The sequence below is a fragment of the Luteibacter yeojuensis genome, from assembly GCF_000964085.1.
Taxonomy (GTDB): Bacteria; Pseudomonadota; Gammaproteobacteria; order Xanthomonadales; family Rhodanobacteraceae; genus Luteibacter; species Luteibacter yeojuensis_A.
Genome location: NZ_JZRB01000014.1, coordinates 201,466 through 218,651, shown reverse-complemented (window position 1 = coordinate 218,651; position 17,186 = coordinate 201,466). Strand labels below are relative to the sequence as shown.

The 17,186-nt window shown below is 65.1% G+C and carries 15 protein-coding genes and 1 pseudogene; all 16 read right to left on the bottom strand.

The window, feature by feature from the left end:
* Positions 1 to 9 precede the first annotated feature (9 nt).
* The 16 genes and pseudogenes from VI08_RS07540 to VI08_RS07465 all read right to left on the bottom strand — a co-directional run bounded on the left by VI08_RS07540 (position 10) and on the right by VI08_RS07465 (position 17,175).
* Positions 10 to 555, bottom strand: coding sequence for a DUF2058 domain-containing protein (locus tag VI08_RS07540; RefSeq protein ID WP_045828918.1), 546 nt, complete (start codon positions 553 to 555; stop codon positions 10 to 12).
* A gap of 52 nt (positions 556 to 607) precedes the next feature.
* Positions 608 to 1,588 (bottom strand): fimbrial protein, encoded by a 981-nt coding sequence (locus VI08_RS07535; RefSeq protein ID WP_157006448.1) that lies wholly within the window; start codon positions 1,586 to 1,588, stop codon positions 608 to 610.
* A gap of 16 nt (positions 1,589 to 1,604) precedes the next feature.
* Positions 1,605 to 2,057 (bottom strand): annotated as a pseudogene (locus tag VI08_RS07530) (conjugal transfer protein TrbN); the annotation flags it as partial.
* A gap of 5 nt (positions 2,058 to 2,062) precedes the next feature.
* Positions 2,063 to 4,642, bottom strand: a complete 2,580-nt coding sequence (trbL, locus tag VI08_RS07525) for a P-type conjugative transfer protein TrbL (protein ID WP_045828916.1) — start codon at positions 4,640 to 4,642, stop codon at positions 2,063 to 2,065.
* Positions 4,643 to 4,726: 84 nt separating this feature from the next.
* Positions 4,727 to 5,521, bottom strand: coding sequence for a hypothetical protein (locus VI08_RS07520; RefSeq protein WP_045828915.1), 795 nt, complete (start codon positions 5,519 to 5,521; stop codon positions 4,727 to 4,729).
* Positions 5,522 to 5,606: 85 nt separating this feature from the next.
* Complete coding sequence (locus VI08_RS07515) at positions 5,607 to 6,833, bottom strand: TrbI/VirB10 family protein (protein WP_232309489.1); 1,227 nt, start codon at positions 6,831 to 6,833, stop codon at positions 5,607 to 5,609.
* A 5-nt stretch (positions 6,834 to 6,838) separates the two neighbouring features.
* The gene (locus tag VI08_RS07510; RefSeq protein WP_198148872.1) at positions 6,839 to 7,240 is read right to left on the bottom strand and encodes a hypothetical protein; all 402 of its coding nucleotides are present in this window, start codon (positions 7,238 to 7,240) and stop codon (positions 6,839 to 6,841) included.
* Positions 7,241 to 7,242: 2 nt separating this feature from the next.
* Positions 7,243 to 8,148 (bottom strand): P-type conjugative transfer protein TrbG, encoded by a 906-nt coding sequence (trbG, locus tag VI08_RS07505; protein WP_198148871.1) that lies wholly within the window; start codon positions 8,146 to 8,148, stop codon positions 7,243 to 7,245.
* 5 nt (positions 8,149 to 8,153) lie between these two features.
* Positions 8,154 to 8,870, bottom strand: coding sequence for a VirB8/TrbF family protein (locus VI08_RS07500; RefSeq protein ID WP_045828913.1), 717 nt, complete (start codon positions 8,868 to 8,870; stop codon positions 8,154 to 8,156).
* Positions 8,867 to 11,404: a VirB4 family type IV secretion/conjugal transfer ATPase gene (locus tag VI08_RS07495; RefSeq protein WP_045828912.1), complete on the bottom strand. Its 2,538-nt coding sequence runs from the start codon at positions 11,402 to 11,404 to the stop codon at positions 8,867 to 8,869. Before VI08_RS07495 ends, VI08_RS07500 begins: the two co-directional genes overlap by 4 nt.
* On the bottom strand, positions 11,401 to 11,712 hold the full coding sequence (locus VI08_RS07490) for a conjugal transfer protein TrbD (RefSeq protein ID WP_045828911.1): 312 nt from the start codon (positions 11,710 to 11,712) through the stop codon (positions 11,401 to 11,403). Before VI08_RS07490 ends, VI08_RS07495 begins: the two co-directional genes overlap by 4 nt.
* Positions 11,712 to 12,089 carry a TrbC/VirB2 family protein gene (locus tag VI08_RS07485; RefSeq protein WP_045828910.1) on the bottom strand — a complete coding sequence of 126 codons (378 nt, stop codon included), beginning with the start codon at positions 12,087 to 12,089 and terminating at the stop codon, positions 11,712 to 11,714. Before VI08_RS07485 ends, VI08_RS07490 begins: the two co-directional genes overlap by 1 nt.
* Positions 12,090 to 12,110: 21 nt before the next feature.
* Positions 12,111 to 13,079 carry a P-type conjugative transfer ATPase TrbB gene (gene trbB / locus VI08_RS07480; RefSeq protein ID WP_045828909.1) on the bottom strand — a complete coding sequence of 323 codons (969 nt, stop codon included), beginning with the start codon at positions 13,077 to 13,079 and terminating at the stop codon, positions 12,111 to 12,113.
* Positions 13,080 to 13,194: 115 nt separating this feature from the next.
* Positions 13,195 to 15,831 carry a fimbria/pilus outer membrane usher protein gene (locus tag VI08_RS07475; protein ID WP_084621354.1) on the bottom strand — a complete coding sequence of 879 codons (2,637 nt, stop codon included), beginning with the start codon at positions 15,829 to 15,831 and terminating at the stop codon, positions 13,195 to 13,197.
* 24 nt (positions 15,832 to 15,855) lie between these two features.
* Positions 15,856 to 16,578: a fimbrial biogenesis chaperone gene (locus VI08_RS07470; RefSeq protein ID WP_052697755.1), complete on the bottom strand. Its 723-nt coding sequence runs from the start codon at positions 16,576 to 16,578 to the stop codon at positions 15,856 to 15,858.
* Between the two features lie 54 nt (positions 16,579 to 16,632).
* The gene (locus tag VI08_RS07465; RefSeq protein ID WP_052697754.1) at positions 16,633 to 17,175 is read right to left on the bottom strand and encodes a fimbrial protein; all 543 of its coding nucleotides are present in this window, start codon (positions 17,173 to 17,175) and stop codon (positions 16,633 to 16,635) included.
* Between the last annotated feature and the right edge of the window lie 11 nt (positions 17,176 to 17,186).

Sequence of the window (17,186 nt, the reverse complement as noted above, 5' to 3'; positions counted from 1 at the left end):
GCGCGGGTATCACCACATGAGGTCGTCGGGGACGACGAACTGCTTGTAGAAATCGTCGTCCTCGTCGTCGGCCGGCGGCGGGTCGCCTTCCTTGCGGCCATGGTCGAGGGCGATGAGATCGGGCGCGCGCGCGTGGATCTTGTCCGCCGCCAGCCGCGGGATGAGTTCAAACCCCTCGCCATGGCGGGCGATGGCCAACGTGCCCGCGGCAAGCTGGGCGCGCTGCGCATCGCTCACCAGGATACTGGTGATGCGCTCGCCATCGTTGAACCGGTACGCCACGTCGCCGTCGCGCTTCACCTTCATGGCCTCGACGATCTGGCGCACCTGCGCACGGATTTCCTTCGCCTTCGCCCCGGCGTTGCGCTCCGCGGCGAGCGCGCGGTCGCGCTCGGCCCGCTCGGCCTGCAGCTGGCGGGTATCGATTTTCTCCTCGGCCGGCGCGGCAGGCGCCTTGCCCTGGCGCTGCTTCGCCTGCTCGCGCACGACCTTGGCCACCTTGTCTTTCTTGACGAGGCCGGCCTTGAGGAGCTGTTCCTGGAGGGGATTGCGCATGGGGTGCCACGTTCTTGGGTGCTACGGGCCCCCGATGATAGCGCGGCGTGGGTTAGAGGTACTCCACTTCGACACGGACGGGGCGCTGGAACGTGCCGCCCTGGACGGTCGGGCGCGTCTCACGAAGGCGGACATTGAAATCGTAGCGCTCGCCGGTACCGAGTGCGTTCATCGATACCTCCCTGCCCGGTGCCATCGTCCGCTTGTCCTTGGTACCGAGTTCCAGGGCCACGTTGACCGGCCCCTTCAAGGTGAACCATTCGGGGTGGCCAGGCTCGGCATCACCCTCGAGGCCGAAGCGGAACGTGGCAATGAGGCCAAGAGGATCGCTGCAGGCACCTACACGCATGGCGAATGGCACCCACGGGGTGGCTCGCTCTGGTGTTGCGAAATTGCTGAGGTTGTACTCGGGCAGCACGACGGTCTGGTTAAGATCGTCCGGCACGATGCTGCACGTAGGGCGCCGCAGGATGAGATTGAAGATATCCATCGACCGGAACACCACGAGGCCGCCGCCCTTTTGATCGACGGTGGACTGGGCGATGCGGCCGATGTCGATCTTGCCGAACCGCACGGGGCCAGCCGTGCGATAGATTTCGTAGCGGACAGTGTCGGCATCGCTTCGGACCTCCTCGCCCGCCGCCATGCCGCGCGTGAACTCATGGGGAAACGGGCGATCTTCGCCGCGGCCGTCTTCCTGCATATTCAGGCGAATGCCCACGCCGGCGTCGAGGCCGCCCACAGTGAGGGGAATCTGCCTGTCCTGGCTATCGTTCTCCCACCGGCCACGGAACATGACGGGGCCTGCGTCGCAGGTGAGCAACAGCTTGCCTTCGCCATTTGCCTGGCCCGTGCGCAGTAGCTTGCCCGGTTCATCGTCAGCGCTGACGTCGACGTAGCTCGTCTGGCCAATCTGGTACGTGGCCAGGTTGACCCTGCTACAGCCCGCCCACGCGGCGGGTGCCGTGGAGGCAGCGACGACGGCTGCCGCATAGCCAAGCAAGCGTCGATGGGTTTGGTTCGTTCGTGCCATGGTTTCCTCGTTCCTAAGGTGTCGCACCCACAACGGCGTCGTGGGTGGGGAAGTGGCTGTCCAGCCACGTGGTCCAGCGGGCCGCGCGACGGATCAGGTCCGCGCGGTAGCGGGCGTTCAAGTGGGGTGTTCGCGAGTGATAGTTCGCTGCGCGCGTCCAGATATCGCCGCGGTCGCGCAGGATGTGGCCCCGGAGGCGCCACGCGGCGAGCCGGTAGGCAAAGCAGCCGGGCGCCGCCACGTGGCGTGCGGAAATACCGAACCTGGCGAGATCGCGCAGGTAGGCCGTGTTGAACTGCAACGGGCCGACGTCATACGTCCCGTTGTCGTTGCGCACCCACTGCCCTGGCTTGCCCGCTTCCTTCTCGGCGACGCCAAGAAGGATATTGGCCGGGATCTCGTAAGCCAGGGCGGCCCCGAGTGCGCAGGAAACCATCTCCTGCTTTGCTGGCGGGATGTCGGGGAGCATGTCCATCAGGCAGGGCCACCCTCGTTGGTGTGCCCGTCGTCTTCCGGCGGCGCCTCGACGGGTACTGGCTGGATGGCCGCGGCCTCGGGCGCCAGGGATTCCGTGGCACTCGCTGCGCCTCGACGGTGACGGCGTTTCCGGCGCGGTTTCACGGCATCTTCGTCGGCTTGCGTCGCTGGGTCACTGACGGGCGGTGCATCGTGCACGGCTTCGCCCGTTGCAGCGGACGGCGAAGCCGTGCCGAGCACGGGCTCCGCCATGCTGGTCGCGAGATCGTTCTTTTCTGGATCGCCCTTGGTATGTGGCCGTCCATGTGCGGCCGCTGCAGCTGTTACAGACGCGTCGGCTGGCTGGATGGGTGTATCCGTCGTGGTTATCGTGGGAGTCGTACCCGGCGGGATGGCTCCATGGGAATGTGCTGCCGATGTAACCGTGCTCGTTGCTGCGATGCTTGCCTCAGCCTCTGGCGCGTGCCCTGCGTGCGAACGGGTATGCGCAGAATCCACTGGAACCGCGCCATGGACGCCCGGGCCGTGCGAGGCTTCCTCATGGCTCTCGTGGCCCGTGGACGCGCTCCCCGCAACGGAGCGCGGCGGGCTTGTGCCCGTCTCGACAGTTGAGATGTTCGCGGCCTCCGGATGCGTTGCCGTAGCGATGCTTTGAGGCGCCGTATTGCCTGTGAGGGCTCCCGACCCGATCATTTCGTGCGTCGTCGCTCTGGTGTCGGTGACCATGGCGGGTGCGTGCGAAGTGAGCGCGGGCTCGATGGGCGACGCGTGCCCAGGTTTACGCAGGAACGGCGACGGGGCATGCGCTTCAGCACCTGTCGTGGGCATGGCGTGGCTGATCTCCACGGCCGTCGGCGCACCTTCCGCTATTGCAGGTAGCGGCACGCCGGGCGTAGCGCTGGATACCCCCGCGCCCACACGGGGCTGTGCATCGACGTGCGTTGCCCCACTAACGGCATCATCCCGGACCGACTCATGCCTGATGTCAGTGGCCACTGGGTCGATAGATGTTGGCACCGAAGCAACGTCCGCCACTGTCGATGCTCGACGGGCGGCATGCTCGGGTTGCAAGGTCGACGTAAGGTCCGCGCTCTCCATGTGCGGGTCGATGGGTCCGCCCATCGTCGACGGACCATGCCCGGCGTACGGCGCGTGTGCCATCGGTCGACCACCCAACGTTCCGTCCGAATTGCCAGTCGCCGCCCCGGCGGCTGCGGCTGCATGCGGTAGTTCACGTTCGTGGTGCACGTCCACCGCATCGCCGCCACCCATCGAGGGCCTTGTAGCTCCCTGCTTACCTTCGTAGCGCTGCGCGCGCGACGCAACGGCCTGGTCCAACTCAGCGGAATAGTCGGGCGGGCGGGCGCCAGCACCCTTCGCGGCATCCAACTCGCTGCCACGCGACATATCCCGCCAGCCCTCCGCCCGGCCGCCTTCGTCCGTGCCCACCGGGGTGGCTGTCGTCGTTGCACGCCCGAAGGCGGTGCCGTGGCGAAGAGGATCCGCGCGACGTGGTACGCCGAACGGATCCGTGCCCGAGCCGACATGAAAGGCATCGCCACCAGGCGCGCCACGGGAAACCGCGGACATCACCGCACCGGCTGCATCTGCGGGGCCGCCGCCCTGCGGCGGACGATGAAGGCTAGCCGCGATGGCGTTGCCACCAGACGCAATGGCGGTACCCGCAGCGGCGGCCGTACCGACGAAGAGGCCAACCGGCGACTGCGTCACAAGCGCATAGACCAACTGCGGCACGCGAACGCCAAGCACCAGCATAAGCACGGAAACACCGATCATGAGGCCGAGGTAACCGTATTGCCCCACGCTGCGTATACCCGCCTGGCTACTCGGCCCGAGTTCGCCCAGGAGGCGGTCACCAATGGTCCCGATGGCGGTCAGTGAAACGAGTGCGGCACCGACCGCGAAAACGTGCTTGTAGTAATTGATGGCGACCTGCGATGTCCAGCGTGAGCCGCCGAACCCCAGCAGGAAGACCCCCGCGAAGGCGAGAACCCACGCCATCACGATGAGCAGGAGGAACTGTGCCGCGAGGCAAGCGAGCAGGATAAGAACAATGGTCGCCAGCGATACACCCAGCAACTGGTCGGGCACCTCGCCTCCCGCCACGTCGTCTACCGTGGCAAAGAAAACCGTGAACCCCTTGGCCAGGAGCGAATTCGCGTTCGTGACATTGAGCGAGTCGTTTGGAACACCCTGGGGCATTTCCATGAACGACTCGATGATGAGCTGCACGAACCCGTGGCCACCCTCATTCCACTCGGTGACGTTGATCAGCATCCAGTAGAAGAATCCGGTGACCACCATGAACCTGATCAGCTCCATCATCATGTCGCCGATGTCCTGGCGCACGAGATGCACTGCCATCGTCCAGACCAGGCTGATCGCCGCAAGGGACCAGAAAAGGTTCTTGGCGGCCTCGAGCATATCGCCGACGAAGTGATACCCGGCGAGGCGCTCCAGGATGTACGAGACCATCGTCCGGAAGTCGGGCTCGGCCTGTTGCGCGAGGGCTTCACCCGCGGTGAGAAAGCACGCGAGGCCAATGGCGATGGCCACGCATGGTCTAGGGAGTCGTTGCATATCGGTTCGTAGGTAGGGTTCGTGCTCAGCATGGCGACGGCTGCCCCCGCCGCCATCTCGTCAGGGGGCAGCGACGGCCGGGACGAGGCCCACCGCGACCTTTTTATCCAGTCCCATCCGCATGCGCTGGCCAACGGCGATAGCCCTGGCCTCGCGATCCGCGGCGGCCTGCGACTCGGCGACGCGCTGGGCATCGGACACAAGCATGGCATTGCGCATCTTTGCGAGCTGGTTGATCTGGGATCCTGCCAGGGCGTTAGCAAGCTGCATTTGTTGGGCCTGCCCCTCTACCGTCTTTCCGAGCTCCTGGAGGGCCGCGAAGCCTTCGACCTCTTCCTGCAGGGCTACCTGCTCGGCATGGATCGAGCGCACCAGCAGGTCGTTCGCGGCCTTGCGCGCACGCGACGACTCGCTCGGTGCCTCGCCAAGGTTGCCCGAGAAGCCTGGGCTCATATAGTGGTCCGCGTCCTGGAACTTCTTCGCATAAGAATCGTAAGCCGCCTCGTCGCTGCCACCGAACATGGCGATCAGCTTGTTTTCGACATCGCGAGGAATCGGAATGATCTCTTCACCACCCTCTCCAAGCTTGATCACCCACTTGAAGTTCTGGTTGATCTCGTAGTTCCTCTGGTCGTACTTGGCGGATATGGACGTCGAGTGATCGATTTTCTTGGTTGAATTATCGATGTTGTTTGTGTTGTAGATGACCGTGCCCTGGCCTTGGTCCTTCAGCTGGTAATGGATCTTTGCCAGCTGGATGTTCTGGACGACGTTCGATGCAAAGTTCATTGCATCGAACACAGGGATGCCCGCGTAGGCGGGCGATGCGACGGCCGCGGCAAGGGCAAACGCCATGGCAGTCCTGGAAACTCGCTTCACTGTGGATGACTCCTTTCTGGTTGGTGCAATGGTGGCGACGCCTGCCCGCGTCGCCATGGGATCAGTAATCGAAAGGCTGGTAAGGGTGATCGAACGGCAAATCCTTTACCGCCATCACGTTGAACCGGTATCCCGGGCGGATCATGAGCGTCGGTGCCACGTTCATGTTCTTCTCGATCATCTTGGTCGACACCTCGCCGATCTGGTTGGCCAGTTGCGAGTTGAACTGCGCGAGGCTCGAAGAGCCGAAAGGATCGTTCGACGGATTGACAGCGGACGATGTCAGGCCTGTCGCGATACCCGACATGAGGATGGCTGAGCCGAAGATCCGCCAATAGTGGCGGTCAACCTGATCGTTGAAGCCCGCATAGCCAGCACTGTCGACACCCTCCATCGATCCAATGTCGAGGGCTTTACCGTCGGGGAAGACGATGCGTTGCCAGGCCACAAGGACGCGCGATTGGCCATCGACGATCCGGTTGCTATAGCGACCTATCAGGCGCGCGCCCTGCGGGATGAGCCGAAACTTTCCCGTGGGCGTGTCGAAAACATCCTGGCTGACCTGGCCGATGATCTGGCCGGGCAGTTCCGAGTTGATGCCCGAGATCATCGTCGCGGGAATGATCGACCCCGCCCTTAGCTCATACCGGCTACGCGGGTTCTCCAGTTCCATGTCGAGGGCCCAGCGATCTTCGGCGCCACGCTTCGTCTTCTTTCGTGCGAACTGGCCGTAGTCGCCGTCGGCGTGCACGGGTATGCGCATGTCCGGCACCGTTGCGTCGGGCGCGCCTGAGGCTTTCGCTTCTTCCGCTTCTTCCCCTGCGCGCGGCGCTACGACCGTAGTCTGCCCGAGCGCCGTCTTGGCCTTCATCGCCGTCTCAAAGAGCTTCATGCGCTCGCTTTGGCTCGCGTCGTTCGCAGGAACCGTGCCTTCGGGTACCGGCGGCGCATCGAGGTCGTCGGCCCTTGCAACGGCAAAGGAGGGCGCCTTGTTGCTGTCCGGATCCTCGATGATGCCGGCCAGGGCGCCCTGGGCCAGCATCTGGTCCAGTGCCTGGTTGCTCTCGCCGAGGGACGGTGGTGCGAGCTTTTCTTCGCCGGCCGCGCCACGTTGTGCGGCCACCATCGCCACCAGGACGACAAAAACAACTATGACTGCCCCGACGATAAGCAGAGGCATGTTGTTGACACGACGCACACCAATGGGGGCATCGCCAGCGGCAGGTGGGGCGCTGTCTGTCGCGTTCACCGCGGCGAGGTCGTCGTCGCGCTCGTTGACTTTAGCCATGCCCGCTACTCCCTGTATGCCCAGGCGCCACCCGCGTAGGCCTCGCCACCCTTCACCACCCATAGGCGGGAAAGACGGCTATCGCCTACGCTAACGACGACGCGGTACACGGGGCCTTCCAGCACGTCGACATGACAGTCGAAGGCCGCACCGCGACCAGGCGTGATCAGCACGTCGTAGCCGCGACCGCGCAATGCTCCGAGAAGGGCCGTCTCAAATGGCCCACCCATGGCGCGTGCCGGCGCTAGCGGCGTGACGCCGGGCGCATACATGGCGATCATGGTCTCGACGATGTCGGTGACCACGGCCGTCCGCAGCGGGTCGCCATCAGCCACGGAGCGTGCCGGCTGCTTCACCGGCGAGCAGGCGGCCACCCCCAGCGTCGTGGCAAGCGCAAGCCACCTCACGCTCATCGCTTCCTCTCGATGGTCACCTTGCGCTGGCCAACACCCACGCCCGCGACCAGTACGGCTTTCTCGAACAGCGTGTCGACAACGTACCGCCCATCCTGCAGCCGGTAGTTCACCATCACCTCGTCATCCTTCTTGAACACGCTGCCACTTTCGCGGATCACGAGCAGCGTAGGCGCCTCGCCCTGGTGGAAGGTGTCGGGCATCTCAATGATGGTCTTGGTGCCGTCGTTGTAGACACGCGAGGGTTTGAACGGCGCGTTCCCGCGAACGCGGTAAGCAAAATCGAGGTTGCCGAGGTATTCATTGGAGCGCGCGGCCTCGGGCTTGCGGGCGTGCTCCACGGCGGTCTTCTTCTTTACCGCGGCCCACTTCGCATCCACCGAGTCGGGATACGAGAAGGCCACGCGGGGCATGTACTCCGTCCGGTGGGAACGCAGGCGAAGGTGGTACGTGCGACGGTCGGTCGTGACCATGAGCGAGGTCTCGAGGCCAACGTCGAGCGGCTTGATCACAAGATGCTGGATGGCCTGTTCGCCGGCGCCGGAAAGCGCCGGCTCGACCAGCCAGCGCACGGCGTCACCGAGGTTCACGGAGCTGACCTGCTCGCCGGGCTGCAACTCCACGTCACACACCTGCATCACGGCGCAGACGATGCTCGGCTGGGACTGGCCGAAGAGGAAGCGGATGGTGCCGTCCGGGCCGGGAACCGGCTTCACGGAATCCGAGGTGCTGGCGATCCACTGGCGCGAGATGTCGAGGCCAGCTTTCTCCTGTTTGGTGAGCGTCGGGTTCTGGGTGCCCGAGAAGTACTGGTTGGCAAGGTCGGTATCGGTTTGTGCGAAGGCGAGGCCGGGGAGTGCCAGCGCGAACGCGAGTGCGGGGATAGTTTTGATGGGGGTCATGGTGCTTAGAACTGCTTCGACCAGGAGTAGTCGGTGATGTAGATGCCGAGGGGGTTGAGGCGCAGCTGCTCTTCGTCGGTGTCGGGCGGCAGGCCGCGGGCGTCGACGTTAAGCAGGGCGCGCATGCGATAGGGCTTGCCGAGCGTCTCGCCCTTGCGGGTGCGCAAGGTCTCGACCCAGTCGACCTGCCAGGTGGCGGCTGTCTGCGGGATCGCGGAGACGATCTCCACGTTCGCGGTCATCTTCTCGGCGCGCTTGAACGGATTGGTTTCGGGGTTTCCATTGAGGTAGGCCGTCATCTTCCGCGTGGCGGCGCTATTGGACTGCATCAGCGCATACAGCTTGAAGATGGCGCGACGCTGCATCGCGATGTCAGGCGAGACGATGCGGGCATTGGTAATGAACTCCGCCACGGAAGCACGGACGACGCGCTGGTCGAGCTTGGCCGCCTGCGACGCCGGCGCCACGGCCATGGCCTCACCCAGCTTGTTCACTTCCACCACATAGGGAACGAACTTCGACTGGCTGCCGATGTACACCACGCCGCCCACGGCCGCGAGCGCCACCAGCAGGCTGGTCAGTGCCATGGCCTGCCAGAGCGTGCGCGACGCGACCAGCGTGCCGACGTGCGAGTTCCAGGTGCGCCGGGCATTGAGGTAGGGGTGGCCCAGCCCGGATGCGGGCGCCAGCGGGGCGCCGGCGCGCTTTTTCTTTTTCATCATGCTGTGACTCCGTAATCCGCCAGCCGCAGGCCTTTCACCTGCAGCCACTCATGCACCCAGCCCTCGCCGTGGCGCTGCTCGAGCGTGCGGATGGTTCCGATCGATTCCTTGTCGGTGCTGCCGATGAAGGCGAGCGCGAGCGGCCCGAGGGCCAGGTCGTAGAGGCGGCGGCCCTTGTCCGAGACGTAGTAGTAGTGGCGCTTCTGCACCGCTGTGGCCAGTATCTCGATCTGCCGCGTGTTCAGCCCCATGCGCCGGTAAAGGGCCGCCGCGTCGTCGTCCCGGGCGAACGGGTTGGGCAGGAAGATCTTCGTGGCCGTGGATTCCACGATCACGTCGAGGATGCCGCTGTTCGCCGCGTCCGAAAGGCTCTGCGTGGCCATGACCACAAGGCAGTTGGCCTTGCGCAGCACCTTCAGCCACTCGCGGATCTTGGCCCGGAACACAGGGTGGCCCAGCATCAGCCACGCCTCGTCCAGGATGATCGCGGCCGGCTGGCCCTTCAGCGAGGTCTCGATGCGCCGGAACAGGTACAACAGCACCGGCAGCACAAAGCGGTCACCAAGGTTCAGCAGGTCCTCGATCTCGAACACCGCGAAGTCGGATAGCCGCAGGCCATCGACGTTGGCATCGAGCAGGTGGCCCATGGCGCCGTCCGCGGTGTACACCTTCAGCGCCTCGCGGATCGGCTCGTCCTGGATCATCAGCACGAACTCCGACAACGTCGTCGCCCCCGATGCATGCATCGAGAGAATGGCGTTGGCGATCTCATTGCGCTGTGCCGGGGTGGTCTGCACGCCGTTAAGGGCGAGCATGGCATCGATCCACTCCAGTGCCCATGCCCGGTCCGACTTGCCCTCCAGGAACTGCAGGGGGCAGAAGGCCAGCGTGTCGTCGTCACCACCGACATCGAAATGCAGGCCGCCACACGCCTTCACCAGGGGATAAAGCGACCGGCCCTTGTCGAAGCAGTACAGCGACATGCCCGGGTAACGCCGCATCTGCGCCGCCAGCAAACCCAGGTGGGTCGACTTGCCCGCACCCGTGGGGCCAAAGATGAAGGTGTGCCCCAGGTCGTTCACGTGCAGGTTCAACCGGAACGGGGTTGCACCCTGGGTCACGCACTGCATCAGCGGCGGGGAATGCGGCGGGTACATCGGGCACGGTGCTTCCGGCTGCCCCGTCCAGATCGTGGAGCTGGGCAGCAGGTCGGCCAGGTTCAGCGTGTTCATCTGCGGCCGCCGCACGTTCTCCACGCCGTGCCCGGGGAAGCTGCCCAGCAGCGCGTCCATCGTGTTGACCGTCTCGATGCGCGCGGCGAACCCGCGCGCATTGATCGCCTTTTCGATCTGGCGTACCGAACGATCCAGCCGGGCGCGGTCGTCATCCGAGACGACGACCACGCTGGTGTAGTAGCCCTGCGCCACGAGGCCACTGTTGATCTCCGCGATGGCCGCTTCCGCGTCCTGCATCATCGACAGGGCGTCGTAGTTCACCGACCCGGTGTTGGTCTGGAAGATCTGGTCGAAGAAGCCACGCACCTTCTGCCGCCACTTCTTGCGGAACTTTTCCATCTCCCGCAGGGCTTCATGGGGATCCATGAAGATGAAGCGGTTGCTCCAGCGATACTCACTCGGCAGCTCGGCCAGCGAGGCCAGGATCCCCGGGTACGACTCCAGCGGGAAACCCTCGATCGCCACCACCTGCACGAAGCGCCGGCCAATGCGCGGTGCGATACCCGCCCATATCTCCTGGCCACCCACCAGCGCATCGATGTACACCGGGTTATCCGGCAGCACGATGGGGTGGTCCAGGCCCGTGACGCAGAACTGCAGCCAGCGCAGCAGGTCGTCATGGGTCTGCCTGCGCCCTTCTTCCGTGATCACACGCTGGCCACGCAGGCGGGTCATGCGGAACACGGAGGAAAGGCGCCCCTCGAAGGCACGGCATTCCCGCTGGAAGTCGCCGATGAGCGCCGTGGTGCGCTCGGTCTTGCCAGCCACCTCGGTATCGTCGTCGAACATCAGTTCCACGAACTTGCGCTGCGCGATCTGCGGCGGGAACCAGGTGAGCGTGATGACGAGGTAGCCCTCGTACGTCGCGCCCAGGCTCTGGAACAGCCGCCGCCGCTCTTCATCGATGGCCCGCGAGACGGGATCGCCAAAGTGCGAACGGCCGGCATCCGCGTACTCGCTCGCCGGACGCCGCACGGCATCCACGTGCACCATCCAGCCGTTGCCCAGGCGCGCGAGCGCCTGGTTCACACGGGCGGAGGCGTTTTCACGCTGCTCGTCGGTACTGCTCGCCGCGTCGTCGCCCTCGAACACCCACGCCGCCATGAAGGCGCCGTTCTTGCACACCACCACGCCATCGTCGACGACGGCGGCGTAGTTGAGCAAGTCAGCCACCGCCTGCCCATGGGGCCTGCGGAAGTTGAGCTTGGGCTCCGCGTCGAGACGGCGGATCTTGAGGAACAACAGGGTAACGAGGATGGCGACAAGCGTCGCCATCCCCGCCATGATCCAGGCCATCATCGGTACTGCTTCTCTTCTAGTTGGCCGTTTTCGCGGAAGGGCGTTGAGCGTGGGGCGTAGTACTTCTTGTATCGACGCTGGCGTAGGTAGACGAAACGCATCTTCGCGTCGGACTTAGCCATGAGTCGAAGCACATACAACCCGCCGAACCACATGCAGGTCCCGAATACTGCTGCTTTAACCTCCTGCGCAGAAAAAATGAGAGCACCCGCAAGGAGGCCAGACATCATCACCAGTTCGCGATCCCCACCGAGGACGAGATTGGTTCGGTTGCCCGCACGGCGGATTGGAATCGTTCGCAGGCTCATCACGCGACCTGCGGGGAGTCGTTTTGAACCTCAAGTACGCTTGAGAACTTGTTCGTACCGCCAAGCAAGGTAACGACGCTTGCCGCCTGAACGATGACAGCCACCACGAGGACGATGAACACAAGCGTCCGCATGAAGCCGGATATCTCTCCACCAAAGATGAGCATTGCGCCACAAGCGACGATGCCTACAAGGGAGATTGCAAACGGTACCGGGCCGGTAAGTGACGTATATAAGACCTGCAGACCATCTTCGTACGGAAGGGTGTCTTTCGGGCCGCCTTCAGCAGCGAAGGCGAGCACGGGAAGGAGAGCGCACAGCAATACCAGGAGTCGAACAACGGAAATGGCAACGTGACGCTTTGGCACAACGGACATGGATAGCTTCCTGGGTCTGGTTCAAAGATCCCGCAACACATAACGCCCATCCTCATAACCCTCGACGGCTACGATTTCCTGGACGCGACGGCCGCTGGGGGTGCGCGAGATGTGGACGAGCAGGTGAACGGATTCCCCGATCAACGGCTCGATGGGCCGCGGCGCATCGCGGTGCATGCTGATGAGCATCGCCAGGCGCGAGAGCCCGGCGCGTGCATCGTTGGCGTGGAGGGTGGCGGCGCCACCTTCGTGGCCGGTGTTCCAGGCCATGAGCAGGTCGAGCGCTTCCGGGCCGCGTACTTCGCCGACGAGGATGCGATCGGGGCGCATGCGCAGCGTGGTGCGCAGCAGCTGGGTCATGCCCACCTCGAACGAGGTGCGGTACTGGACGAAGTTCTGCGCGGCGCACTGGATCTCGCCGGTGTCCTCGATGATGAAGACGCGCTCGCGCTCGTCGAGTTCCACCATCTCGCGGATGATCGCGTTGATCAGCGTCGTCTTGCCCGAGCCCGTGCCGCCGATGACCAGGATGTTCCTGTGCCGGCGGATGGCATCCATGAGCACGTCGCGTTGCGCAGGGGTCATCATCCCGCCCGAAACATAGTCGGCCAGGCTGAAGATGGCGATGGCCTTCTTGCGGAGCGCAAAAGTGGGCCCGCTGACGACCGGCGGCAGCTGCGCGGCGAAGCGCGAGCCATCCAGGGGGAACTCCGACTCCAGCACCGGGTTGGCGCGGGTGATCTCCTTGCCGTAGTAGCCCGCCGTGGTCTTGATGATGGCCTCGGACTGGCTGGGCCGCATGGTGCCGATGCAACGCATGCCCTCGCCCAACCGCTCCTGCCAGAGGCGGCTGTCGGCGTTGAGCATGATTTCGACGGTCTTGGGGTCGTTGAACGCCTCAAGGAATACGTCGCCGAGGTCGCGCAGCAATTTCTCGCGTGCGCGCTCCCGGATGACGGCCGCGGGGCCGCCGAAGTGTCCCTGTTCCATGTTGACTGGTGTCGTACCCGTGCCGGCGACGGCCCTCATGACCGCCGCCCGCTAGTGCTCTAAAGAAAAACGGTCGTCTCCGCGTCCCGTACGTCGTGCCCGTGGGGTGTTGCGGTCAGTGCACCTCGTGTAGCGAGGCAAGCGGGGTGCCGTCCACGCACGTTGCGTGGGTGGCGTGGTGCAGGCCGTGCAACGGCAAGGCACCCAGGTCTGCCGGGATGGCGATATGGCATTGCGCGTCACTGCCATCGCCCCAGCTCACCTGAATGCGTTCGCCGCCCTCGACGCCACGTGTGAAGATCTTGCCGCCCTGGCCCACCACACCCACGGCCTGGCCGCGGCTGTCAGTGACCGTGGCGCCGAAGGGCAACGGCTGCCCGTCGGGTCGCGCGGCCTGGATAAGGAGCGCCCGGGCCACGGTGGTGGCGTATTCGATACCCACGAAGGCACCCGCACGGGGGGCCACGGCGTGTGAGGTGGTCGCCAGCTGGACATCGTGCGACGCACCGCGCGGGTCGATACCGACCTGGTTCAGTTGATACGGCATGAGCCCGCGCACTACGGCATTCCCATGGCGGTCCAGGCTTACGCCGCCCGCCGACTCGACGCGCGCCCCCGCCGCACCGGGTGCGTGCAGGATCGCGTTCGTCTCGCCCAGCTCCTGGGCAAACGTGATGCCGTGGCGATGACCGACGACGGCGCCCGCTGCCGAGAGGGCATATTGGGAGGTGCCGTTGCTTGCATGGCCAACGCTGCCACGGAACTGCCCCGCCGGCGCGCGCCACGCCAGGCTGGCGCCACCGTTCGCCGCGCCGCGGCCGTCGTCTTCCGACCGATTCGCGGTGAGGTTGTATGACAGGTTCGCCTCGGCGTCGAGCACGCCACCGAGCGATGCGGCCAGCGCGCTGCCGCCGTGCGTAGCCCGGTTGTAGGTCGACGATAGCGTCGGCGAGGTGGGTGTGCGCCCTAGCGGAACAGAGAGCGATACGTAGAGCGTCGTGTCCGTGGCGCCTTGCTGGCGATGTTCGTTGGCGCCGCCAAGCACGTCGCCCAGCCGCGAGCGCTGCATGGAGACGTTGTAGCTGAGCGTGCGCCACGTGCTGCCGTAGCCGACCGAATAGTTCACACCGCGCGCGCGGCGCTCCCAGTAGTTGACCAGGGAACCCGTGACGCTGAGCTGGCCCTCCCCCACGCGCTGCGACACCGTGGCGTCGAAGCGGCTACGTTCGCCGCCAGGCCGCGGGTTGGCCGCCTGGTGGTTGAGGTCGGCGCGCCACCGCGCCGCGTCAACCACCCCAAGGTAGTCGCGCGTGGAGAACCGATAGGCCGCCACGGCGAGGTTTGTGCCGGGGCCCGCGAGGGTTCGGTTGTAGCGCAGGCGAGTGCTCACGCCACGGCGCAACCTGTCGTTGCGGAAGGCCGCCCGCGACGCGGTGATGTCGAGTGCCAGCGCGCCGAACGGAAAGTTCACGGCACCGCCTGCGAGGCCCGACCAGTAGCTGTTCGAGGCCGTCGTGCCCGCGTAAAGCGTGGTATGGGTGTTGATGCCCCGCTGCAGCGATGCCTGGAACACGAACGGGGTTTCGCGGACACTCTGCTCCGCGACCTGGCCCGCGCTGATGGTGAACTGGCTGGCGCCTTCGCGCAGCATCTGCGGCACGGCGGTGAACGGCACGGACAGCGTCCGCTCCCGTCCGTCGGCCTCCGTGATAGTCACGACAAGATCGCTGCCATAGCCCGTGGGGTAGAGGTCGGCAATCTCGAACGCGCCGGGCGCGACCGTGGTGCTGTGGATGACGTAGCCATTCTGCCGGATCGTCACCTGCGCGTTTGTCTCGGCCACGCCCCGTACCACGGGTGCGTAGCCACGCTGCGATGCGGGCAGCATGCGTGGATCGCTGGCGAGTGTCACACCGCGCAGCCGCACGCTATCGAGGATATCGCCGCTGGTATACGCATCACCCAACGTCAGCTGTGCGCGGGCATCGGTGATGTCGTGCTGCGCGTAGGTCTGGGTATTCACCCAACGCTGGCGGTGGTTGGCGATGCTCCACGTGCCAGCGTGGCGCACGCGCCAGCCACCCGCATTCAGGCCGGCCCGCAAGTTCAGGTACGCCGCGTTGCTCCGCTCGCCATCGCGGCGTACCTGGTAGCTGCTGGCGTTGTAGTTGAGCATGAAGGCCTGCTCGCCTTCGTCCCACAGCTCGGGCGCCACATAGCCACGCGCATGCGCACGCATGAAGGCCTGCGGTATCGAGACATTCAGCAACTGCTCGCCGTCATCGAAATCCACGACGGCGCCGGGCAGGTAGGCCTGGAGGCCACCGCAGATGGCCTCGCTGCCAAACGGGCGTATGGCCGCGTCCGTCGCCGCCAGCGTGGCGACCTTGGCGATATCCACGCCGAACCGCACGAGCATGTCCTGGGTAAAACAGGGCGCTGCGCTTTCGCTGTTCGCCACCTGCCGAAACACCACCTCGCCCATGCCGGGTACCGGCTGCTGGTTGACGCGCACCTGCGGATGGTAGGTGCCGGCCAGGACGATGTTGCCGCGTTCAAAGCGGGATAGGTCGACCGGCGCGGCCACGTGCAGGAAATCGCTGCTGAAGGCGGCCTGCGGGCCGAGCGGATCCACGGGGTCGACTGCCGCGTGAGCACTGGCGCCCGATGCCATCGCGAAAGCGAAGGCCAGGGGCTGGCGCACGGGCGGGCCGACGCGGTCGCGTCGACGAAGCGAGAGGGAGTTTGGCATGGGCTTAGATCGGGTACGGAACGGTCAGGGAACCAGCTTTGCGTCGTGCTCGACGAAACCGCCGTAGTCATTGATCGTCTGGAAGTGGATCGTGGTGGCATCCGATGGCAGTGCGGTATCGCCTGCCGGTACGGAACGCGATGCGTGGGCATCGATTGAGAAGGGCTCGAGTTCCACGTCGGCGCGGGCGGCCTTCACCGTCAGCGCATTCACCGCGACGTGGAAATCGCTGTCATTTCGCACCACAAGGCCGGTGCCATCCCGCGACCACGCCAGGTTGGCTGGCGCCGACTCTGCCGCCCCCTTCAACGTGGACGGGCGGTAGAACAGCTTCATGCGGTAGCGCAGTGCCAGCTGCAGGTGGCTGTTGGCCGTCCCTTCCGCGGGCTTCGGCGGCACCTCGAGCACATTCAGCCAGAACACGCTCTCGCGGTCCGTGGGCAAGTCGCCGCCCGTGAAGCTGATGCGCAGCGTCTGCGCCTTGCCCGCCTCGATGCGCGCGATGGGCGGCGTAAGGTTGAAGGGCACGTTGACCGTTTCAGGCGTTGCCTTTGCGTCGCCGTCGTCGATCCATGCCTGCATGAGCGCAGGCACCTTGCCGACATTGGAGACCTTTACCGTGATCTCACTCGCCGCAGCGGGATAGACGTAACGCGTGGCGTTCATGACCACGCTTGCGCTTGCCGTTGCCATGGGCACGACGATGGCGGCGGCAATTGCCGCGCACAGGATGAAGGGGCGAATCATGGGCGTCCTTTGCGGATCGACCGCCGGCGCGCCGGCGGTCGACTCCTTGCTCGATTACGGTGCTTCGAAGTTCACCGTGTACTTCACGCGGCCCGTCGCATCACCCGCGGTGATGTTGGCGGTACGTTCGAATGCCGCGGCGTGATAGATCGTGGCGACGTTGTTCTCCACGGTCTTCTTCACGATGTTGTCGTTGAGCCACGCGTTGATCTTCTTGCCGTCCTCGGTGAACAGACGGATATCAACACCCTTCGCGGTGCCCTCGGTCACGCGCACCAGGCCGGTGTCGGGGTTGACCGTGGCGCCGTCCGCGTCGAACGCGGCCCACACCTTCGTGCCATTGGTGCAGCTCGGCTCACCGCCGATCGTGAGCTTGAAGCCTGTCTGGCCGACGGTATCGCCGACGTCTTTGAAGTCGCCGGCGCTGACCTGGCCCAGGTTCACGGTGAAGTTCGGGCCACCGGTATCGTTGCCGTCGACCGAGCAGGTCACGTTGGTGATCTTGCCGGTGAAGGTGATGGTGCCGGTTTCCGCGAAAACAGCCGGGGCGGCAAGGCCTGCGACGAGCAGGGCGGTGGTCATAAGCTTGAGGTTCATCCAGTTAACCT